17 protein-coding genes are annotated in these 23,854 nt (G+C 39.9%); 3 read left to right on the top strand and 14 right to left on the bottom strand.

Features of this window, described 5'->3' with window-relative positions; genetic code table 11:
* Positions 1-62 precede the first annotated feature (62 nt).
* Positions 63-938, top strand: a complete 876-nt coding sequence (locus tag BUE31_RS12030; protein WP_073403710.1) for an AraC family transcriptional regulator — start codon at positions 63-65, stop codon at positions 936-938.
* A gap of 49 nt (positions 939-987) precedes the next feature.
* Here the strand turns inward: BUE31_RS12030 and BUE31_RS31025 are convergent, their stop codons facing one another.
* From BUE31_RS31025 to BUE31_RS12095, 13 genes are all read right to left on the bottom strand, one after another.
* Positions 988-1,461 carry a hypothetical protein gene (locus tag BUE31_RS31025; protein WP_159440668.1) on the bottom strand — a complete coding sequence of 158 codons (474 nt, stop codon included), beginning with the start codon at positions 1,459-1,461 and terminating at the stop codon, positions 988-990.
* Complete coding sequence (locus BUE31_RS12040) at positions 1,458-3,329, bottom strand: hypothetical protein (RefSeq protein ID WP_073403714.1); 1,872 nt, start codon at positions 3,327-3,329, stop codon at positions 1,458-1,460. The genes BUE31_RS31025 and BUE31_RS12040 overlap by 4 nt, the downstream gene beginning before the upstream one ends.
* 1 nt (position 3,330) lies before the next feature.
* Positions 3,331-5,895 carry a hypothetical protein gene (locus tag BUE31_RS12045; protein WP_073403716.1) on the bottom strand — a complete coding sequence of 855 codons (2,565 nt, stop codon included), beginning with the start codon at positions 5,893-5,895 and terminating at the stop codon, positions 3,331-3,333.
* A gap of 309 nt (positions 5,896-6,204) precedes the next feature.
* Positions 6,205-8,049 carry a RagB/SusD family nutrient uptake outer membrane protein gene (locus BUE31_RS12050; protein ID WP_073403717.1) on the bottom strand — a complete coding sequence of 615 codons (1,845 nt, stop codon included), beginning with the start codon at positions 8,047-8,049 and terminating at the stop codon, positions 6,205-6,207.
* A 20-nt stretch (positions 8,050-8,069) separates the two neighbouring features.
* The gene (locus BUE31_RS12055; protein ID WP_159440669.1) at positions 8,070-11,525 is read right to left on the bottom strand and encodes a TonB-dependent receptor; all 3,456 of its coding nucleotides are present in this window, start codon (positions 11,523-11,525) and stop codon (positions 8,070-8,072) included.
* A 291-nt stretch (positions 11,526-11,816) separates the two neighbouring features.
* A complete protein-coding gene (locus BUE31_RS12060) occupies positions 11,817-12,926 on the bottom strand; it encodes a FecR family protein (protein ID WP_073403719.1) in 1,110 nt (369 codons plus the stop codon).
* A 247-nt stretch (positions 12,927-13,173) separates the two neighbouring features.
* Positions 13,174-13,812, bottom strand: a complete 639-nt coding sequence (locus tag BUE31_RS12065; protein ID WP_143167098.1) for a DUF6624 domain-containing protein — start codon at positions 13,810-13,812, stop codon at positions 13,174-13,176.
* Positions 13,813-13,884: 72 nt separating this feature from the next.
* The gene (locus tag BUE31_RS12070; RefSeq protein ID WP_073403721.1) at positions 13,885-14,691 is read right to left on the bottom strand and encodes an AraC family transcriptional regulator; all 807 of its coding nucleotides are present in this window, start codon (positions 14,689-14,691) and stop codon (positions 13,885-13,887) included.
* A gap of 230 nt (positions 14,692-14,921) precedes the next feature.
* On the bottom strand, positions 14,922-15,500 hold the full coding sequence (locus BUE31_RS12075; RefSeq protein ID WP_073403722.1) for an RNA polymerase sigma factor: 579 nt from the start codon (positions 15,498-15,500) through the stop codon (positions 14,922-14,924).
* Positions 15,501-15,718: 218 nt separating this feature from the next.
* Positions 15,719-18,259: a beta-galactosidase GalB gene (gene galB, locus BUE31_RS12080; protein WP_073403723.1), complete on the bottom strand. Its 2,541-nt coding sequence runs from the start codon at positions 18,257-18,259 to the stop codon at positions 15,719-15,721.
* Positions 18,260-19,633 (bottom strand): alpha-L-fucosidase, encoded by a 1,374-nt coding sequence (locus BUE31_RS12085; protein WP_073403724.1) that lies wholly within the window; start codon positions 19,631-19,633, stop codon positions 18,260-18,262. It abuts the gene before it with no gap.
* A gap of 491 nt (positions 19,634-20,124) precedes the next feature.
* Positions 20,125-20,304, bottom strand: coding sequence for a hypothetical protein (locus tag BUE31_RS12090; protein WP_073403725.1), 180 nt, complete (start codon positions 20,302-20,304; stop codon positions 20,125-20,127).
* Positions 20,305-20,516: 212 nt separating this feature from the next.
* Entirely contained in the window at positions 20,517-20,936 is a 420-nt protein-coding gene (locus tag BUE31_RS12095) for an OsmC family protein (protein WP_073403726.1), read from the bottom strand.
* Positions 20,937-21,195: 259 nt separating this feature from the next.
* On the opposite strand from BUE31_RS12095, the gene BUE31_RS12100 reads away from it, so the two are divergent.
* The gene (locus BUE31_RS12100) at positions 21,196-22,008 is read left to right on the top strand and encodes an SDR family oxidoreductase (protein WP_073403727.1); all 813 of its coding nucleotides are present in this window, start codon (positions 21,196-21,198) and stop codon (positions 22,006-22,008) included.
* Between the two features lie 65 nt (positions 22,009-22,073).
* Complete coding sequence (locus tag BUE31_RS12105; RefSeq protein WP_073403728.1) at positions 22,074-22,976, top strand: helix-turn-helix domain-containing protein; 903 nt, start codon at positions 22,074-22,076, stop codon at positions 22,974-22,976.
* A 167-nt stretch (positions 22,977-23,143) separates the two neighbouring features.
* On the opposite strand, the gene BUE31_RS12110 is transcribed toward BUE31_RS12105, so the two are convergent.
* Positions 23,144-23,854 carry a response regulator transcription factor gene (locus BUE31_RS12110; protein WP_073403729.1) on the bottom strand — a complete coding sequence of 237 codons (711 nt, stop codon included), beginning with the start codon at positions 23,852-23,854 and terminating at the stop codon, positions 23,144-23,146.

Below are 23,854 nucleotides of genomic sequence, written 5' to 3' on the forward strand. Positions count from 1 at the left end.
ATAAACAACTTTGGGTTATTACGTTGAATTTTTACTATTTTCAAACTACCAATTATTTCATTATGAAACCTCAGTTATTAAAAGTCTCTAAAGACCTGGTAGATTCATTCAGTGCGAGACAGGATAATATGCCTGATGTAAATAACCGCTGGCATTATCATCCGGAAGTTGAACTTGTTTATTTTAAAAAAGGTAAGGGCACACAATTTATTGGCGATAGCATTAGCCCGTTTCTGATGGGTGATATTGTATTGGTAGGTACTAACCTGCCTCATTACTGGCAGTTTGACGATTGCTTTTTCCAAAAGCACCCTGATATGACTGCTGATGTAAGTGTTATACATTTTAATGAAAACTTTTGGGGTGACTTGTTTCTCAATTTGCCTGAAAACCAGTCGATCAGGACAACACTCGAAAGATCAAGAAGAGGCCTTCATATCTGCAGGCAGTCTGGTGAAAATATTGGGTGCCTGATAGAAAAAATCATTTGTGCCGAGGGCTCCCGTAAAATCATCTTGCTGATGGAAGTATTAACAGCTATCAGCGAATGCCAGGAAAGCAATCTGCTGGCTTCCATTGGTTTTCAGAACAATTTCCAGGAGTCGGAAAAAGATCGGATCAACTCTATTTATAATTACTCTATCGCCAACTTTAAAAAGCATATATCATTGGATGAGATAGCTAAAATCGCTAATATCAGCCCTAATTCATTTTGCAAGTTCTTTAAGTCAAGGAGTCGGAAAACCTATTCCCGGTTTATAAATGAAATACGCATAGGCCATGCATGTAAGCTTCTTATCGCAAACAAATTAAACATAAAAGAGATCTGTGATGAGAGTGGTTTTAATAACTTTTCCAGTTTCCATAAGTATTTTAAACAGATAAAAGGAAAAACTCCTTTAAGCTATCAAAAGAGCTTTTTGAGAAGCGATAAATAGCCGGTTAACGATCAATTATTAAAAATCAGATATTTCATTTTACTTTATTTTATAAGGATTTAATAGACTTCCCATCATTGTTAATGAGGAATAACCGGGTCATTCCTTCTTTAACTTCAACTTTTGGCCACTTTAGAAATGCGGTGTAACCCAGCGGCTTTTTAGAATCCGCTATGGTTTCGGCAAAAACTGAAATATTCGCATCATACCTGGTCGGGTTTGTAATTGAGATAACAAGCCCCTCTTTGGTTCGCCTTAGTATCCTGGATTCAACAGCGTCATAAACATAAATTTTACCCTTATCTGTTTGCAGGTAAATACCCGGCAACTCTAACGCCATCAGCATTCCATTGGTTTCTGTCCAGGAATTTCGGGTATTAATAAAATTACCAACGCTACCCCTACCCTCTGCATCACTGGGCTGAATCCGCTCCATCGATGAACCCACCAAATTGTTTGTCGTAATATGATTGGGGGGCATATTGACCGCTTCGGCCTGCGCATGCTGAATATCCCGTATCAAAGCCGCATAAAGCATATTTCCGGTAGCCCGATAGAGCTTAAAGATATAATCACCTGACGAAGTGCAAATGCCGGGAGCAGCATGTTTATTCTGAATACTCGCCCATACAGCACCCGCCATATTACACCCAAGTTTTCCAATCTGGCTATTTGGTGGAAACACAGGATCGTAAGAAAGAGTCCAGGTTGAACAAAGAGCAGCCTGTACTTCCGCCTTTTGCAACCAGGCCTTATCAGCCGTATAATCGTATAATAATACAATGCCATCAATGATTCCAGAAAACCAAAAGCAGATTCCGAATTAGCGTCCATCGATATATCGCCACAATCGCCACCGGTAAGCCCCTGCTTAACTACATCCCGTCTATAGTAGAAATTGGCTGCATCTTTGGCAACTTGTAACCATCCCGGCTGTTTAAAATAATCGGAAGCAATGGCTAACCCTGCCGGAGCGATAGCACCTGCTGTTGAATTAAATACGGCAATCTCTCCGGTTTCAGGTACAATGTACTGGCCAAAATCGCCATGCTGATGCCAAGTCCAGGCAAAAGCTGCTGCCAGTTTCTTTGCGGCAGTTTCCCATTCGGGTTTTATCATATTACCATAACTTTGCGCCTTAAAAAGCATTAAGTGCTTCATCATCCAAAGCAATGCATCGCAATTTTTGCGAACCATAGCCTGCATAGCCGGAAAATCGGGATGCATTTTTTCCGGGAGCAGTTCGCCGTTAGCCTTTATGCCACCATAAAAATACCCGCTTTTCCCTTGCAGCTTACTCACTACAAAATCGAGTTCTGCAGCTACCCGGTTACGCTCGGTTTCGTTGTTAAGGGCAAGCATGGGGTAGCTATTCATCATACCGCTAACCCACCCTAGCTGAAAATCATCATTGTTTTCAGGTTTGTAATAACTTCCCGCCGGAACTTTTATAAAATTGTTACTGCAAATAGAAGTTCCAGCAGCCAGCAATTGACTCATGGGTAGCTGATTGCGGGGATGATTAGGTCCTGTTAAATCTTTGCGTACCCGCATGAATTTTTTTAGCAGGTCGGGGATGCTTTTAGCATCAAACACATATAATCTCAAGTGTAAGGTCATTTTATCCCCTGACTTCCAGTTTGGCGCCTGATCGCCACTATTGTGGAAGTCTCCAAAGCCCGCCGCCAACTTCCGAACAGCAGGCGCTGAGATAGTAAAGTTGCAACTATCCTGTTTTGCGTTTTCAGCAATGGTTAATCCGCTGTTGCCAAATTTTGTTTGCTGTGTGGTAAGCACGATAAAGCCTTTGTTTTCAGCGGGTGAAAAAAAACACATTGCAGGTGTAGCGGCATTACCTGTTTGTAACTCAACCAGCGAAGACTTATCCGTTTCAACTGAAAGCCGTGGATTGTTTGAAATGGTTAGAGGTACACCAGGGTTGTAATACATGTCTTTGGGGTACGCTGGATTATAGCCGTCTCCAATGGAGTGATACCTGTTACCATTGTACATGCTTGCAGGCACCATAACATAGTTCTTTCTACTCCATTCGCTGAAATCAAACGAAACAGCCGGCGCAGTAGAATATGCTCTCCCTTCTTTCAGTATAAAATCTGCATTAATGTCTATTACTTCATGGTTTACTACTGTGCGCTCATTTAATAGTATTTGCCATTGAGCACTATCTGTTTGCAAATGGTTTTGCTTAAATTCATATTTATTGATTTGCCTGGTACCTTTGTATTGAATTACACTTACGTGCATACAACCATGCAACTGTTTTAACAGGGCTTGCGCCAACGAAGTTTGACTTACCTGTGCATTTACCTGTTGCAAGGTAGAGGCACAAATAATAAATGCCAAAGCATATTTTCTTTTATTCAGGATCATTTTAAATTTTCTCTCCTTTTCCAATCATGGAAACAACTAATTCAAACTTTATATTGTCATTACCACTATGTAATGCACTAACCTGGATTTGAGATTTACCATTTGGCAAAATCATTGGCTTTACAACTGGTATTTCTTCAAGTTTTTTTCTGTTTTTGTCCGCGGTATAAAGCGTCCCGTTTTTATATATAATAAACTGACCGTTAGAAAGCTTTTTATCAATCACCAGTTCGATCCCATTTTGCAGATTTATTTTAACTCCGTCAGCCTGTACATCCTTAGGCGCATAAATGCGAATAGCCAACTCCGGTGACTGAGCGGCAAATTCATTATTCAGTTGGAACGGCTTTGTTTCGGAGGTATATGGCTGATTAGCAAAGCGATTTTCTTGTACCGAATACAGGATAAATGACTTTTCACCAGTTTGTTCCAGGTGAAATTTGTAATTCAAATCTTTTAATTTCTCTTTATTTACTTTCGTAAATACATCTGCAGCGCGTGCATTTTCCCAGGTTCGGTAAGCGTTAAAGATTGCCTCTTTTTCGGCACAGTTTTCTACTGATTGCTGGCTAAGCCCCAACATATAGGTAGCATCCCAACCTATAGATTTAGCCTGAAGGTTTTCAGCATCATGCAAGCTCCAGTCGCTGTTTAAACTTATAATACCAAACGTAGCCGGCAAATAACTGCTTTGAAATACATAACGCATATCCTTGCCCTCTATTCCCCATTTATTGAGCACAGGGTTAAACATATTATCTCCTCCTCCAACATTGCAAACACTCATATAATGCCAGTTACCCTCGCCTACAGCACTACCCATAACGCGCAGGTATTTACCCCCATTTTGTTGGTAGCTATCGAACAACTTTCTAAAAAAACGTTTATAAGAATATTGGCCCTGTCCCTGGTACATACAGCTTTCCAATCCATCAAAGTCTATATAATCCATTCCGCCTTCGGTCAGCCATTTGCCATAATAGTTTGCATATACATCCTGTAGATTCATATCAGGCGCAAAACCACGGTAACAATTGGGTTGTAGTTTTACAATGGTTGTTCCTTTTTTGAAAGATCCTTTTTTAGTACCATATAAGCCTCTTTTCACATGCAAAAAAGTGTACGGTTTTGAGGTAGTAATACCATTGTACTCTATTAATTCTTTGCCAATTTTTAAAACATTGGTATGATTGCCTTCCCATCCACCAAACTCATTAAAATAAGCCTTATCAACCACAGTAATAATCGTGTCATGCTCAGAGATCTCTTTCGTAATATTAGTACGTTGCATAATAGCAAGGCTATCACTGGGAACAGGCGCTACGTCACTATTATTATCGGGCTGTAAAAACTCACAAAGGGTATGCAAACCATACCGGATTCCATTTTTTTTCATCAGCGCTCCGTACTCAGGTATACTCATGACATTAGATCCATTGAAACTGATTTTCTTGTTAGTCCAGCGATTAGCGGGGTTTGGATAATATTCGCCCCAACCCTCATCCTGTACAGATTTGATCCCAAGCCTGCTGGCATAGTTGATCAGGCTATCATGACCACCCCACCAGGCAATATCAGGGCGGTATGCTTTGGGATCCTTAATCCACTTCCCGTCTATTTCCGGATGCGGCAGACCTTCGGCGAGTACAATTTTTTCAATTGTATTTAAACCTAGCGAATCAGGACAGGCATATAATGCGATTGCTGATCCCATAAAGTCCGCATTTGTTGGCGTAACTAACTGATAACGGGCCGAATTAGCTTTACCATCCAGGTTGTCAGGTAAAACAGGGAAGCGGATCATCTGTTCCTTTCTGCGGTCTCTTGAATGCATACATATTGTTGACCCAAAAGCCGGTTCCAGTGTGGCCCCATTTCCATAGTTCATCCGATAATATTCTTCCGGATGTGAATAAAAAGCCACATCATTAATTCCGTCGCCACCTATGCTGAAATTTTGCCCTTCTTTAAGATTGGGTGGTAATGGATATTTCTTAGGGTCGGGTGAATGAATAAAATAATACAGGAAAGACATATCGCCGTCTAAAGGAGGCCCGCCTGTTGTGTTATCGTTCAATCCAAGCATTCCGATAGCAAAATCATCGCTCCTTACTACTCCAATAATGTCACCAATTGTTTTTGAAATATTGGTTTTATAAGGCCCCCAAACTACATTGTCGACCCCATTACGATTAGTAAGTGATATTAACTGAAAACGCAAATAGGTAGATTTTTGTTCCGCCTTAACCACAGCAACTGAGCCATTGGGGTAATGCAATAGAATCTGTTTATTGGCAGTATTGAAAGCAGCATACCTGGGCAAAATATAAGTTTTGTTTTTATACAAGCTAAGTAATGCTGATGAATCACCGCGCGGGCAATATTCTTTTTTAGATACTTTATCCTTAATGCTTTTAATATAGCCGCTTTTACTGATACCGATAGTTACATACCTGGTACTAAGTGTATAGTTCTGCGCAAAAAGCGGATGATATAAAAAAAGTAAAATGGCAGAGACTATCCAAAAGCGATAAATCTGATTTGTTTTTTTGAGTGGATTATTCATTTGAAAAAATGTAATTATAGGTCATAAAACAAAACTGCTGCATGACTCGTATTTTCTTTTTTTTTAATTCAGACTAACGCTGAAAATGGGTATACAAATAAAGGAGTTGTTCCCTTCTTAAAGTATATGTTTTTACCTGGTTATTGAGTGATATTGGACATACTAATTCAACTTAGTAATTTCAACATACTTAAACTTAATACAATAAAATATAAAATACCCGGAACAGGTCTTATATAATCATAAGCTGCTCCGGGCATTCTTTTTAATTGTTAATTAGCATTTTGGGGATCCTAATTTTTTGTACAATTATTGAATTACAGGGTTAAAAGAACCATTGTCCCAACCCACATTTTGTTGTAAGTTTTTATTCTGTAATATGTATTGCGGATCAATAGGGCCGAAGTAATAAGAATCAGGGATTTGAATCTGATTAGTTGCACTTAGGTCTATCGGCTCATATACAAAATTAGTTATTGCTTTTAGAAAGCTATTACGATCAAACGAAGCAGGCGAGTTTACTATAATATTAGAAAGCTGGAATGCTATTCCGCTGTTACTTTGGGTAATATCAACACCATATTGGGTCGATGCTGCCGTCCTGTTTAAATAGGGACCGTAAGCATGCAGCGTACCAAAACTGTTCAACACACTAAACATCCGTCTTCTCCGCAAATCCCAGAATCGTTTCCCTTCAAAGGCAAATTCTATTTCTCTTTCTTTCATAACGGCATTCAATGTGCTTTGGTAATCTGCGCCAACAGACGTTGCTAACCCATAATTACCTGAACCAAGATCAATATGCGCCCTTTTACGAATTTGAACGATGTAGTTTTTGGCGTCGCCTGAATGGCCTGTTTCGTTTGCAGCTTCGGCAAGGTTTAACAAAACCTCAGCATACCTGATAATAGGCCAATCAAAAGCCTGATGGCTCCATCCTACTGCTCCTAATGTGGTATCTATGCCTTTTCTGCAATAAAATCCGGTAATATTATAATTAGCAGTAGCCTTGTACGCATCATCACCTGCAATTCCGTTAAAGATCCATTGAACACGGGGTGTTATATCAGCAAAATCATACCTTGCTCCATTATAAACAATAGCCGTATAAAAACGCGGATCCCTATTCTTCCAGAATTCTGTAGGATCGTACCCTGAATTTGGATCTGAAATATCAAGCCCATTTTTCATAGGATATTCTTTTACCATTTCCCAGGTAGGGTCGCAAGACCCAGCTGCACCTGAAGTTTCTGTCAGCGGTCTTTGCCCTTGTTGAAAGCCATTGGTTTTTTCGGGATAGTGAAAACGTACGCTTAAGATCATTTCCTTAGCAGCTCCGGCTTTATCATACCACATATTTTCGTTAGTTTTTGCGGTATTATCCGTATATAAACCATATCCATCAGCATCCAGCTCAGTTTTAGCGGAAGCCAGCGCCGTATATGCATCGTTCCAATAGCCGGTGTTTGGTGATTTGCAAAATAATGGGCTGGCTTTTAATAACAGCGCTTCGCCTTTAACTGCCATTGCAGCACCTTTGGTAACCCTACCGGTATTATCTGCATCATAAGAAACCGGAAGTAAATTAATGGCGCTATCTAATTGTTTATTGATAAAATCAAAGCATTCAAGAGAGGTATTTCTCTTCACCAATAAGGTGTTAATATCGGCCGTTGGATCCTGAACAACGGTAATAATAGGAACGCCGCCTAATACTTTCACCATTCTATAATACAAATAAGCCCGAAAAAAGTATGCCTGCCCTTTCAAACTTTTGTAATCAGCATCAGACAAAACCGATTTACTTTTATCAATATTGGCAAAAAAATTATTAATACCGCGTAATGATGCCCAATCCCAAACTCTGTCAGGGTACCCGCTTTGAGTTGTATATTTGCCTGTAAGAAAGAAATTAAGGGCATTCCCTCCTGACCCACCAGAAAATGCCTCTGCAGAAATTTCCTCGTTCCGATTCCATGAAGGCAGGATATTATAAAAATTTGTTACGTATCCTTTTATAAAATCAGGATTTCCCCACTCCTGCTCAGGTGTAATCGGGCCTCCGGGATGATTAACATCAAATACTTTTTTACAAGACATTGAAAGCACAATCAATCCCAATAAAACCAATGATTTATTGAATTTAATTTTCATACTGTAATATTTTAATTTTTTTAAAATGTCGCATTTAATCCAAAAGTGAATCCCTTTAATATCGGGTACGTTCTAAAATCGCCCCCCAGTTCCGGATCCCAGTCTTTAGTATGGTTCCATTCATGCAGATTCTCGCCGCTGAAATAGAATTTAACAGCTTTAACTGTTGAGTTCTGCAACCATTTTGATGGTAAACTATAATCAACTATAAGCGATTTTAACCTCAGAAATGCACCGTTTTTCAACCAAAAAGTCGAGCTTTCCTGGCTATTATCCGTACCCTGCCAATCATTCATAATTGCACTTGGCATTGTGGCTGTGGCTGCGGTTTGAGGTGTCCACGCGTTTTTCCAAATGGTCAAATTATCGTTGCCTGGTAAAGGCCGCCTGTAATAGACATCTGTAGGCATAATGTCGTAACGCCCTAAGCCTGAGAATATAGCGCTGAGGTTAACCCCTTTCCATCCCAATGTGAAGTTGAATCCATAGTTAACACGTGGTATTCCATTTTTTGAAATAACTTGTATGTCGTTCCCATCAATTTTCCCATCGGGGGTATCTGTACCTAACGGGCCCCGGACATCTTTATACATCAGCATTCCAGGCTGTGGTTTACTACCGAATATGGTGAAATTGGGGCCATTAGCCCTTAAAATATTATCCACATCCTGCTGCGTTCTGATAATCCCTTCGGATACATAACCCCATATAACTCCACTAGTTGGAACATTATTAATTGACCCACTCAATGGTTGTCCTATCAAATTTTGGTAGTCACGAACCGATGCAGCCTGGTCAACCTTCAGATATTTATTTCCTGAATATGCCCAGTTAGCTGACACACGATAGAAAAAATCTTTTATATGCCTTTCGTGACTAACAGATAGTTCAATACCTTTTGCTGATGCAATTCCATAATTAACTGCCGGCAAACTTGCTCCAACCGTGCTGGGAACTGAGGCTGAACGCGCACCAAGGATATCGGTGGTTTTTTTGTACCATAAATCTACCGAACCAGTAAGCAATTTCTTGAGTATTCCGAAATCCATCCCCAGGTTATAATTCTTATTCTTTTCCCAGGTAATATTGGGGTTAATTGTGGAACCCAGTGTTGTAGATATAGGAAGTGAAGATCCAAGATAGATCCCTGAATTTGAATTAAAATTATAGGTTTGTTGCCATTGCCATGGAGCCGTGTTGTCTGTGCCGGTTATACCGTATGAAAAGCGCAGTTTCAGGAAATCAACATAGCGTGCATAATTAGAAAAGAAAGATTCTTTAGAGATATTCCATGCTGCTGAAACAGCCGGAAAATACCCCCATCTTTTATTGGCCGGAAAAACATATGAACCATCTGCCCTAAAGGTAAAGCCAATCATATATTTTGAAGCATAATTATAATCTATTCTTCCGAGGTAAGAAGCAAATCCTGTTGGTTGATTTTCATCTCCCCTGATGTACCAATCAGTGCTTTGTGAAGAGCCTCCGTTAATTTGCTGATAATCAGGATTACTATAATTATCATCCCAGATAGTTGAATAATGCCCACGGTATGCTGATTGCTCATATCCTGCAAAAGCGGTAATATTATGCAGCCCGAATGAACGATCATAGTTAAGCATTAAATCAAGTTGATAATTGGAGGATTGACTGTAGGATTCCTGCAATTCTGTAGGTGCTCCAATTCCTGAAATCTGAGCCTGATCCAATATTTTATATCCGCCCGACCGATTATAATCCAATTTATCAGTAACAATATGGTTATTAGTTCCGGCTGTTTGAAAATAATAAACATAAGGCGCATTACGCCAGGCCTTTGTATAACTATTTGTTGTATTATAGGCAAAGGTACCTTTAGCAGATAATCCTTCTATTCCCGGAATTTGATATTTTAATTGAAAAGTCGGGGTAATATTATTATTAGTCGGCCTGGTATACCCTCCATTTCCTTTTGCAAGATTAGCGGTGTTTGTGTTATCAAAATTACCAACAGGAAGGCCATTAATAAAAGACGGCCTTCCGGGAGTTACCATTAAGAGCCTGTTATAGATGTTTGACAAATTAAAGTCGCCATAATCATAAGCCCAAAAAGGACGGTCCCCGTTATCCCATTCTGTTAGAATGTTTAGGTTAAAGCTTATGCGATTGGAAATCTGGCCATCTAATTTTGCTGATAAATTGTATTTGTTAAAAGAATTAGATGTAGCTCCTTCCTGTTTGATATAGCCTGCAGATACATAGTATTTAGTTGTATTTGCCCCGCCGCTTACTGATAAATTATGAGCAGTATTCCAGGGATTTCTCCATGTATCTTTTAACCAATCGTATGAATGTGTTTTAAAATAGGCTAATTCATCCGGCGTGTAGTAACTCGGATCAGTTGCGGGCAAGCCCTTTTGTTCATACACCTGATTTGCAAAAGTATATGCATCAAAAGCATTCATCCTTTGTGGCGTTATTTCACGCGTATTCATGGTGTAGGAGGCATTATAAGAAATATAAGTTTGATTAGCCGTACCATGTTTAGTTGTTACTAAAACTACGCCATTACCTCCTCTAACCCCATAGATTGCTGTAGAAGCAGCATCTTTTAATATACTGATATTATCAATATCAGCCGGGTTAATTTGGGAAAATGCAGTAGCATTTCTTACAAAACCATCAATTACATACAAAGGATCCGATCCTCCCTGCCAGGTTGAGGTTTCCCTGATTTTAATGTTAGCGCTGGCCCCCGGATAGTTACCTTGTGTAGTTACTGTCATGCCTGCGGCCAATCCCTGTAATAAGTTTGCAGGCGATGTTGTAGGCCGGTCGCTTAATGATTCTGATTTAATTACACCTACGGCGCCGGTAAGATTCTCCTTCTTTTGGGTACCGTATCCAACCACTACAATTTCGTTTAGAACTGAAGGTGCGGCTACCAGCTTTATGATACTAATATCCTCTTTTACAGAAATTTCCCGGGTAACATAACCTATAAATGAAACTGTTAAAATAGCATTATCCGGTACATTTTTAATTTCAAATTCGCCCTGGGCATTTGTTATAACACCCAGATTTGTACCTTTAATTTTTACAGAAGCACCTGGCAAAAGTTTTCCTTTGTCATCAACAACCGTACCTTTTATATTAATTGACAGTACGGCCTGTTCGGGAGAAGCAGTGGCCAATTGAGGTTTGATCGCGCTTTTTATAACAATTATTTTCCCGGAAAAACTGTAGGTTAAGGCTTGATCATTTAAAATCTGGTCAAGAAGAGGTATTAGCGCTCCATCCTTTACATCAATAGTAATTGCGTGTGTGTTTTTTAAGAGTGCATTTTCATAAAAGAAAGTATAGCCGCTTTGCTTCCTTATTTTTTTAAGGACCTTTTCGAGCGGTGCATTTTTCTCGGATAAAGTTATTTTCTGAGCATAAACTGCAGCATTAACCTGGAGCGAGGTGGCTATAACTAACAATAAAATTATCTTCATAATTAGCAGATATTTGCGATACAAAAACACTGGATCATGACATTTTTTATCATGTAAATAAAATTTCATACATTTAAACTGTTTTGGGTTAATAAATTCGATGAATTGAGTCACATTTCTAAGAGTCCTAATTCAAAGCTTTCTGCGTGAGCAGACTATGCCGGCCGTGTTGTAGCACTTCCGGCATTTTTTATGAATTAAGATTTTGGGGTGGGTTTGATGTATACTATTTCTCCATATTTTATAATTTAATGTTTACTTATTTAGTTAATTATGATTTAATTATCACTTTTAAGGTGATACAATAACTTTATTACCGTCTATTTTAAAATTAATATTACTTAACTCAAGTGCTTTCAGCACTTCAGAAAGACGCGAATTTCTTGGCATATCACCGGTAAACGATCTCAATTCCGATATATTCCCGGTAAACCTTACATCAACATTATACCACCGGGCAAGTTGGCGCATAATGCTTTTTATATCAGCATTTTTAAAAGTGATAAAGCCATTTTTCCATGCAACTACATCATCCACATCTACATCAGCCACCAGGATATTTCCATTTTCTAGCTGTGCCTGTTCACCAGGTTTAAGCATTTTATTTTTATCCCCCGATGTTACTTTTACGCGTCCCTCAAGAAGGGTGGTTTTAACCGCATTTTCATCACTATAGGCATTAATATTAAAATGTGTTCCTAAAACTTCAACCTCCTGGCCGTTAGCAATTACTCTGAATGGTTTTTCCTTATTATGCGCTACTTCAAAGTAGGCTTCTCCTGTAAGCTCTACCTTACGTTCATTGCCATTAAATGCCACGGGATATTTGATGGATGAAGCGGCATTTAGCCAAACTTTGGTTCCATCAGCTAAAATTAACTGGTACTGGCCGCCACGTGGAGTGGTGGCTATATTGAATCCATTATTTTGTGAAGGTGAATCATTTTCCGAATCGGCATAAACAATCTGGCCATTAGTATTTTTGCTAATTACCATACTGCCCTGATTGGTTAGCTTCCCGTTCTTTGCGGCGCTTAAATCAATCGTACGCCCGTTTGTCAGGGTTAATATAGCTTTATTACCACCGGGGGCTATGTCATGCGTTTGAGCAGCTTGTTGGGTTGATTGTTTTTTGTGTATAAGGAAATAACTACCTATAGAAATACATAAGAGAATGGACGCTACAGCTGCAATGCGCGGCCAAATAGCAACAATACGCATAGGTTTAGGCAATAAATCAAATACTTCCTGTAGATCCTGCCCAATCTCTTCCGCTGATAAAGCAGATGGTTTTTCATTAGTATTTTTAATATACCAGGTTTCGAGCAAGGCTTTTTCCTCGTCGGTTGCCTGCCCTGTGTTATATTTATCAAGTAATGCCTTTATTTCTTCTTTGTCCATATATACAGTAAAGACCTGTAAGAACACTGAAGGGCGTAGATGATTTTAAAAAAATAATCAGGCATGTAAATAACACAAGCCGATGAAACAATCTCACCTTACTTAACGAGGCATAGTCTGACAATAATAATTGCCTAAACCTTTTACACAAAAAAGCGACTTACCATAAGGCAAGGGCTTACATAGTGCGTAACTAAGATCATGTAAATCTTATCGGAGGCATTATTAAATAAGCTACGTAGCGCTGTCAGTTTGTTTTTGCTTTCTGCCTGGGTCGGCCCAGCATCTGCAGAATGGACTCATAATACTCCTCAATTGGCCCCAGGCCAACTTCTTTTCTTCTTTTGTCTACATTTTCAGGGTCGGCCAGGTCAGGCGGATATATAATCTTGTTGTTGCTGTCGAACAGATTGCCGCTTTTATCATAGGTAGGTTGCGTGCCATAAAGCTGTTTCCCTCTTGTATTACATTGCACGCGGTCATATAGGTATGCATAATCCTTCCGGGAAATATTTGCATTTTTAGAAAGCATGTCCAGTACTGGCAGCATTTCTACCTGGAAACGCGGATCGCTGTCCGAATGCTGGATAAGCACGAAAAAATGATGTGAAGCATCTTCACCAACCATTTTTTCCGTCGGATAACCATATTGTGCATAGATCTTCTTCGATAGAAGAAGCCCGTTCATATAGGTGGCTTTTTTTAGAGAGTCCTGCATCTTCAGGCTATCTTGAGGTGCATGCCGCTCGTACATTTCCTTCAATCTGAGCTGCACAGATTGATCAGCTTCATACAGGCTGTCAATAGTTTTAGCCAACTTATGGTTCACCTGGGCACTTGCCTGAGCGGCAAAAAGACAAAAAAGTATAAAGTAGTTTTTTTTCATTTTGAACAAATTTGTTTCCATGTTTTTGCAAATTTAGCTCTTCACGAAGCCCTTTAATTGTATAAATGGAAACTACACATATAGCCAAAGATTATCTTTCCGGGCATCCACCTTGTCAAAAAACAGCTTCGGAGTGAGGGCGGTTAATTCTTTAAAATTCTTAATAAAGTGAGATTGATCATAAAAGAAGTTGCCGAGGCCCAGCGCAGTCAAATTTCCGTAGCCGGTTTTAGCCCTGACCACGTTCCTGAAGCGATGGATCTTACGGTATGTCGCTGGCGTTTTTCCAAAATTTTTCAAAAAGAGCCGTGAAAAATATTGTCGCGAAAGATGTAAACTGTTAGCGATTTCCGCTACAGCTTTCCCGCCTTCCATTTCATGCGCGATACGCAACAGGAGCGGCTCAGGCTCCCGCAATTTTTTTGAGATCCAATAGCCCTCCAATAAAGTAATTTGTCGTTCCCGGTCGTTAAGATGAAGGATACGCATCATCACTTCCTGAAAATCCGCGAATGGGTCGAAGTCGGTAAAATTGGCAGTCTGATTACACCACGTAACAGCAGGAAAAAAGGCATGAAGTCCCAGGGGCTTAAAATAAATCGTCAGTTCATTGAGCTGCCCGGTATATTGTATCAGTAACGGCTCAGTATAGTTATAGGTCAGGTTAGCCTGAAAACACTGATAGGCTGCCGGGGTACAAGTTACCCGGTTTCCCTGTACAAAGATCTGCGCATTTTCGAGTACCGACACAATTAAAAAATTATTCGGAAATGTGTAATAGCTTAATTTAGCTTCCGGTGCGGTCCCACTTAAAAAATAATAGCCCTCGATAAGATCTGAAAGTAACGGATGGCGTGGCCGGTAAAAATGAAGTTGCATATCAAATCTTTTCGTACAAGTAAGAATAAGACGCCTGCAAACCGATTTTGTTGCAGCTGACCTGCACCTACTCTTTTAGGCTTTACATCCGTAAAAAAATACAAGACTGTTGTGACCTTAAAAGGCCGAAGATAATTGCTTTATATTAATCTCAGATACCTTTTAAAGGTATAAATGGCTCAATGGCTTTGGTTAAAATGTGTCATCGTCTAAAATTATTGTGACGACAACTAAAATTTAATGAAAATCAATAAGCATGTAAGTAATCCCAGTTTGGCCCGCAGTATTTTTAAGGCATTATTAACCTGTTTTTTGGCAGTAGACTCTGTGATGCCGAGTTGCCCGGCTATTTCCCTGTGAGATAAATGTGCTTTACGGCTTAACAGGAAAACCTCTTTCATTTTCGCTGGCAGAGATTCAATTTCATTTTCAATGATGACTGCAAGTTGATTTTGCCGGGTTAAATGATCCGTTATGCACTCCCATTGGTTTGCATATTTCTGAATAGAGGTGATATATTGCGCTTCTACCTCTTTACTTGCTATCTGCTTAAATACCCGGTTCCTGATCGCCGTATAAAGGTATCCGGATAGACTAGTCTCAATTTTTAATTCTTTCCGCCTATTCCAGATGTTTGCGAATAGTTCCTGTAAAATATCTTTAGCTTCTTCGCGGTTTCTTAATTTATTGTAAGCATGGAGATAAAGCATACCGCTGTATCGTTTATAAATTTCTGCATAGGCAGTATGATTGCTCTCCCTAAGCAGAGATAACAGTTCCTGATCCGCATATGAACTTATATTTTCCATCCTTTACAAACCATGCCTTTCCGAAAGCTAACCTATTAAAAATTGTCAAAAGATAAAAAGTAAGCCTATCAACTCACTCCAGTTGATGGGAATAAAAAAAGTGCATATAAAAGTTATCCCCTAAATAAACTCAGGAAATGATTGTTGAACAAGTAAACATTTACACCTTTTTCAATTATCATTAAACTTTCTCATCAATATAAAAAATCAAATTCTTCCTATTTACTTTCTATTGTTAAAGCCGCGCCATCTAATCCAACACTTTCTGCCTTTACAGAAAACTTGCCTTTCTTTCCTTTTACAATTACCAGCACCATTCCGTTAAAGGCAGGCCGCTCATGGCTTTGAAAGGGTACGAAACTGGTAGCATCACCATTGTCGGTGGCAACGATTTCCCCGGGCCCTTCTACAGAAAATTTAATCAGGGGTTGTGAACGCGGTACTACCAATCCTTCTTTATCAGTCACCTTAACAGTAACATAAGATAAATCATCTCCATCTGCTTTGATAACAGTACGGTCGGCAGAAAGTGTAAGCTTTACCGGTTCGCCGGTTGTTTTCACCAAATCGGTAGCCCATTGTTTTCCATTTTTATAACAAATTACTTTCAGCTCACCGGGAGCATATTTTACAGAATCCCAAATTAACCGGAAATCTTTTCCCGGCGTTTTTATTTTGCGCCCCAGGCTCTTTCCGTTCAAAAACAATTCGGCTTCATCACCGGAAGTGTAAACATGCACAGGTGTTATTTGTCCAACCCTTTCTGCCCAGTTCCAATGCGGTAAAATATGCGCCATGGGGTAACCAGGTCTCCAATGTGATTGATAAAGATAAAAGCGATCTTTTGGAAATCCGGCCAGATCTACAATACCGAAATAACTGCTTCGGGAGGGCGGATTCTTTTTGCGGATCTCATCGAGTTTTGCCTCCAGTTCTTTCTTTTTTTCAGGATCATTGCGAAAATTTTGCAAATTAGTTTCATCTGAATTATATGGAGTTGGTTCTCCTATGTAGTCAAAGCCCGTCCATACAAACTCACCTAACAGGTGCGGATACCTGGCATTGGTACGAAACTGTTCATCCGGAGAGCAACCCCAACCCGGATAGGCATTATCATAAGAAGATATTTGCCAGTTCTGGTATTCATTTCCAAAGAAATATTCGCCGCGAGATGATACACATGAGGAGGTTTCGCTGCCAATGGTTGGTTTGTTTTTATAGCGTGCATCGGCATCCCATTTGGGCTGCTGGTTGAAAAAATAATTCACACCCATAATATCTAAACCTTCCACCGCGCCAACTTCACGCCCCCCATCGGGATCGTTGTATCCGTTGGAAACCGGGCGGGTGGGATCTTCTGCCCGAACAATGTCGGCCAAATGTTTTGTCATTACTACGTTGCGCTGATCCATTACCTCATTTCCAATTGACCAGATGAACACAGAAGGATGGTTACGATCGCGATGAACCATTGCTTTTAGGTCTTTTTCATGCCATTCTTCATAAAGCCTGTTGTAATCCAATTTCCGTTTGCCATTTTTCCAACAATCAAAAGCTTCATCCCAAACCAGGAACCCCATCTGGTCTGCCAGTTCGAGCAACTCGGGCGCAGGGGGATTGTGTGAGGTACGCAATGCGTTACAGCCCATAGCTTTCAGAATTGTTAATTGCCGACGTAAGGCACTGGCGTTAAAGGCAGCGCCTAAAGCCCCTAAATCATGATGGTTGCACGTTCCCTGGATTTCAACCCTGCGACCATTTAGCAAAAAACCATTTCGGGCGGTAAATTCAATAGTGCGGATACCAAATGGGGTGTGATAGGTATCAACCACTTTACCATTTACGCTTATGGTAGTTTGGGCAACATAACGATGAGGCGAAGCAATATCCCAGCGTTTTGGATTCTTAACTATGGCCTGTGATGTTATGATAGTACTCTTTCCGGGTCCAATTTTTACAACGGATTTATTGAAAGAAGTAACTTTTGTGCCTTGTTTATTATTTCTATCTAATTCAAATACATCTGTTTGAATGTTTGCATTAACTACTGATTTGCCTTGATTATCAACAGTTACATCCATTTTAACTGTTGCCGAAGCTTTCGAAACTTCAGGAGTAGTAATGTAAGTTCCCCAGTGACCAACATGCACCTGTTTTGTTTTAACGAGCCAAACATGGCGGTAAATACCGGCGCCCGGATACCAGCGGGAATCCCAATTTTCAGTATCAAGCCGAACAGCCAATACATTCTCTTGCCCGGCCTTGATATAAGGCGTTAGATCCATTTGGAAAGAATTATACCCATAGGGCCATGTTCCTACGTAATTGCCATTAAGCCAAATTTTTGCATTGGCCATGGCTCCGTCAAAATCTACAAAAATCTGTTTGCCTGCATCTGCAGCCGGGATGGTAAAATGTTTTCTGTACCAGCCTATTCCTTTCCAGGGCAGTTTGCCTGTTGCTCCTTCAAGCTCAATCCTGAACGGGCCTGTAATGGCCCAATCATGGGGCAGGCTAAGTTTTTTCCAATCGTTATCATTGAACTTAACACTTTCTAAATTTTCAGGTTCTTCAATCCTTGTAGCATCAGCTTGCAACCCATACCGGTTAAATAACCAGCCTTCATCAAATGACCGCGTATCAGCAGCACCCATCCTAATAATAGACTTATTTTGTGAAAATGATGCTGTTGCTACCACCAGCCCCAGGATAACCAGGGCAGCTGCTTTGATGGAATACAAACGATTGATGAAATTCATTTAATTTAATCCTCCCTGGCCGCGGTACAATTGTACAGGTTTATCTAATTGCAATTTAATAACTGTCATATAAGGGTCCTTATCCTTTTCAGGCACATTTATAAAAACAAGGCCGGGTACTGAGCTCCAGGATATTTTTCCCACAACTTTCGGTTTTAGGTGAACATCAGTCCCCACCACCTGTGCATCTTTAATTGTGTTCACCAATCCTTTCAACATGATGTTTCCAGCAGTTTGTCCCGGTAAAAAAAGATAAATAACTGTTGAATCTTTTGATAAGGTGGTAGGCCCATAAAAATGGCCCTGAGGTAAACCCGGTAATGTTCCAAAAATCGCTTCCCCATTTTTCTTGTTCCACTTTCCAAGCTCTTTTAAAATGTGTACTTGTTCTGCAGGGATGGTTCCGTCTTCTTTGGGGCCGATATCTAATAAAAGATTCCCTCCATTGCTAACTGCATCTACAAAAATGCTGATTACTTCAAACGGCGTTTTATAATTGTTATCATCAGGATGAAAACCCCAGTTGTTATTGGTAGTCATGCACAATTCCCACCAATTAAATTTCGGGCGGCTAACCGGGAAATTTTGCTCTGGGGTATCGTAATCGCCATAGCCCTGCAACCTGCCATTAATAATAGCCCCGGGATGAATATTTAAAATTTGTTTCCGTACTTTTTCCGCCTGCCATTCGTCGGCGCTGTGTTCCCAGTCGCCATCAAACCACCACAGGTCTGGTTTATACGCTTTATTTACTTCATCAATTTGTGATTGAAAAAAATGTTGGAAACGCTGCCATTTTTGAGGGTTATCAGCAACCTTGTACCTGCTGCTGTCTTTTAAAAACCCGGGGTAATCAGGATGGCTCCAATCTATCAAAGAAAAGTAAGCTCCGCGTTTGATGCCTCTTTTATCTAAAGCTTCATAAAAGGGTTTTAATACATCCCTCTTTGCGGGCGAATTTTCAACCACATTAAAATGATGCTGCTTTGTGGGCCATAACGCCACCCCGTCATGATGTTTGGTAGTGATAACTGCATACCGCGCTCCGGTTTCTTTAATCAAATCAGCCCATTCTTCCGGATTATACCTGGAAGCAGTGAACCCCTTTATTTGCTTCATGTAATTTTCATAGCTGATTTTTTTATTATGAAAACTCCAGCTTTCATCAATACCATTTACCGAATAAATACCCCAATGAATAAAGATGCCAAGTTTAGCGTCGGCAAACCACTGCATTTTTTCCCGGATCGAGTCGGGGTTTGTTTTTTGCTGAGCGCAAACAGTTGCAGAATAAAAAAAGAGGTTGGCAACTATTAAAATGCACAATGAAACCTGCTTTTTAAGCGTAATAAAAAGTTCAAAAATAAAATTCATAAAAACCTGTCAGGATACCGATTATACCTGCAATATTTTTTTCCAAAATAAAGGTCATCGGATCCAATTTTTTTAAATAGTTAAATAAATGTGGAGACATTAAATAATGTAATCTCCTGTATTTTAGGCCCTAAAACAATACTGTTTTTAAGCATAAACCTGGGTTTTAAAATCCAGGTTATCCCTGATATAATTGGTATACAAATAAAGGTGTTGGTACAAGCTTAAAGTTTTATGTTTTTATCCTATTATTAAGCGATATTGGAATTTATAAGCCAAAATCTATATAAATAGGGTTATCAAGTTGAATTTCATTGTGAACCGCCTTTATTTTCTTTTGTTGATACAAAGAAATAGAGATACTGTACAGTGTATTTAAGAAGGTTAAATTATTTTGAAAAAAGTTTGATTTTTTTCAAGAGTGAAGAGAGACTCGAACTCTCAATGGGCTATGGGTTAGTATATAGAAGTCAGGGTTCGGGGCCCATCATTTACCCCAAAGGTAAAGTTGCTAATGGCATGGGGAGCCTGTCTTGTCCTGAAATAGGTTTACCAAACCAGGGAATTCTTTGCACCTTGTTAAAGTGTTTATCATTCTCAAAGTGTACTATCCTGAAACCCAATTCTCCCTCAGCAGGATTTCTAACCATCATGGCCGATTCTGTTTTCATAATTTAAGAATTAATGTTCTTTAGCTTTTTATTCAGACACCCTCTCTCATTTCTGCCCTTGCCATTCTTTACCAGGCAGCTGCAATTGCAACCACCCGGTATTTATTTCTGATGATCGTACCATCCTTCCCAAACAACATCCATTCATCACCGTTCATGCATGATACTTTCACCCGAAATAAGAATGGGCAAAAGGCATTACCCCCCTATCATTATTGATAGGAAACAGTTAAAGCAATAGGCACACTCAGCGCCTTGGATACAATACAATTGGCTTTAGCACCTTCTGCAATTTCCTGGAAAGCTTCGGCAGATACGCCATCAATCAATGATGCTTTCAAATCCAAATGGATGCCGGTGATCGTAAGATTAACGAAATCCACATCCAGGGTAGCTTCGGTGTTCAGGTCGTTGGCCAAAAAGCCTGCGCGCTCAAGTGTTGCACTTACCGACATGGTAAAACAGCCTGCGTGTGCCGCGGCTATCAATTCTTCGGGATTGGTACCAACACCCGACTCGAACCGTGTTTTAAATGAATAGGGTGTTTGGTTAAGGACGGTGCTTGGGGTAGATATCTCTCCTTTACCTTCTTTAAGGTTACCGTTCCAATGGGCTTTTGCTGTACGTTTCATGTTGTTTGTTTTATTTGGTTAAAAATTATACAACAAAATACGGCAGTAAAATTCAGGTGGCTATGTGACCTATATCACATTTAAAGGCAGGCAATATTTATGTGATATAGGTCACTTTTCAGCCATGGTAAAACCCGTTAAAGTCAAAACAATACAGATTTTTGCTTATCCCTGAAATGTATAAGAGATCAGTTGAAACGTATAAATCGGGCAGCATCCTTAATAACACCTTTGCTTTATAAATTAATAATAAAAAGCAATGAAAAAGACAGTATTAATTACAGGTGCATCATCCGGCTTTGGGAGAATGGCCGCCAAGCTATTTCATACAAAAGACTGGAACGTGATCGCTACTATGCGTTCACCCGAAAAAGAAGTGGAGCTAACTACACTTAGCAACGTTTTTATTAGCAAACTGGATGTAACAGATAAGCTAAGCATACAAAACACGGTTGCAGCCGGCATCGAAAAATTTGGCAAAATAGATGTATTGGTAAACAATGCAGGCTACGGTGCATTAGGCGCATTGGAAGCTGCAACCGAAGAACAGGTTAAACAACAGTTCGATGTAAATTTGTTTGGGTTGATAGAAGTAACCAAAGCTGTATTACCAGGTATGCGGCAACAAAAATCCGGTATTATCATCAATGTTTCTTCAGTTGGTGGAAGGATTACCTTCCCGTTCTGCTCCCTTTATCATGCAACTAAATTTGCGGTGGAGGGGCTAACAGAATCGTTGCAATACGAATTAAACCCGCTTGGGATCCGCTTAAAAATAGTTGAACCGGGAGGTTATAAGACCGAGTTTGCAGGGCGTTCGATGAACCTTTTCGGTGCTAATGATTTGAATGATTATAAACCCGCATTTGATAATTTCATCGCCATGTTAGATAATTGGCCTATGTCTGAAAATATTGGCGAAGTGGCCGATGCCATTTATGAAGCAGCAACTGACGGAACTGAAAAATTGCGTTACCCTGTAGGTCATGACGCCGCGCAATTGATAGAAGCCAGGCAGCAAATGGATGATGTGGATTTTAAAAAAATGATGACTGCCCAAACAGTTATCTAAAAAAATGTGGCTGCCAACTCAGGGCAGCCACATTTTTTTAGATAACTTTATAACAAGTAAAAAACATGACGGATAAATACATTGATCTGCAATCTATCAGCGATCTGCACAAGCTGGTTAAATACGCGCCGCCCAGGCATCCCCTGGTAAGCCTGATAGACCATACAGACTTTTATGCAAAACGCCCCAGGGAGGATGCTTTTTACCGCTTTGGCTTTTATATCATTTCCTGCAAAAAATTCGAGGGCACGTTAAAGTATGGTAAGGGATATTACGACTTCAATGAAGGTTCCCTAATGTTCACCGCACCCGGACAAGTCATAGCGCCAGGTCCGGATGTTATCGTTGATGAAGGTTGGGCACTGTTTATTCATCCCGACCTGATCCATGGTACCGATTTAGGCAAGAAGATCCATCAGTATTCCTTTTTTAATTATGAGGTTAACGAAGCCCTGCATATTTCGGAAGAGGAAAAACTGATCATTAAAGATTGTGTGGCAAAGATTGAAAGGGAGTATTCACAAAATATAGACAAGCACTCGCAAGGCCTCATTGTCAGCAACATCGAACTCTTGCTGAATTACTGCAGTCGTTTTTACGACCGGCAATTTTACACCCGGGCAAAAGTTAACTCAGATGTGGTGCAACAGTTTGAAAAAATATTAAAAGATTATTTTTCGCAAAGCACCCTGATTGAAACAGGCCTGCCAAATGTTAAATATTTTGCCTCCCGGCTTAACCTGTCGCCTAATTATTTGTCTGATCTTTTAAACAAATTCACAGGCAAAACCACACAGGAACATATCCACCTGGAGCTAATAGATAAAGCAAAATCGCTGTTGTGGGGTACGAATAATTCTATCAGCGAAATTGCGTACGGGCTTGGGTTTGAGCACCCTTCGCATTTTACAAAAATATTCAAATCAAAGACCGGAAAATCGCCAAGCGAGTACAGGCATATTAATTAACAGCAACCCCTATATAACCGATTCAGATCTGTCAAAAACGGTTCGGACATGTTGCTCTACAGGCCATGAAGCCGCTTTACGAAAGTAGGGGGGCTTTTTGTTTATAGGTGAGTAGAATGATTGGTGTGTTTTAGGCCGGGGTTATAAACTTTGACCGATGAGAGGAATTAAGCGCTGGTGATTTCATCTATCTTAAAAAGCTGATTTTTAAGTGCGAACAAAATTAATCCTGGGCGATTTTTTATACCAAATTTGTTAAAGATAGCACCTCTATAGCCATCTACTGTTTTTGGGCTCACAAACATCTTATCCGCTATTTGCTCATATGTCATATCGGAACAAGCCAGCTTGATGAATTTCCGTTCAGTCTCGTTAAGTTTTTTCCAAACGAGATTCTCTGACATTTCATCATTTTCGTTCTTTTCAGAATGAGCATTTTGAAGGGAATCTATCAGTTTTCCGGTAATGAAATCCGTATAGTAATGCCCTTTGGAGCTTATAGCCTGCAAAGCTTGATGAATATCTTCTACCTCTATATCCTTTGATAGATATCCTTTGACACCCAAACCCATCATTCTTACTATCGCTTCCTCGGTTGTTATCATTGAAACCACCAGTACCGCAATTTGAGGATAATGTATCCGCAGCCATGCCATTGCCTCAAAGCCATCCATGTCCGGCATGTCAATATCCAATATCAAAATGTCCGGCAATGCCTTTTTATCAATTTTTTTCATCATATCTTTCCCACTCTCGGCTTCGAGAACCACTAGATAATTTTGTTTGTCGGCAAGTTTAATGAGAGTAATTAACCCTTTACGAAAAAGGTTGTGATCATCTACTAATGCAATTTTAATTGGGGGTTTGCGGTATGACAT

It is taken from the genome of Mucilaginibacter sp. OK098 (genome assembly GCF_900142915.1).
Classification (GTDB): Bacteria; Bacteroidota; Bacteroidia; order Sphingobacteriales; family Sphingobacteriaceae; genus Mucilaginibacter.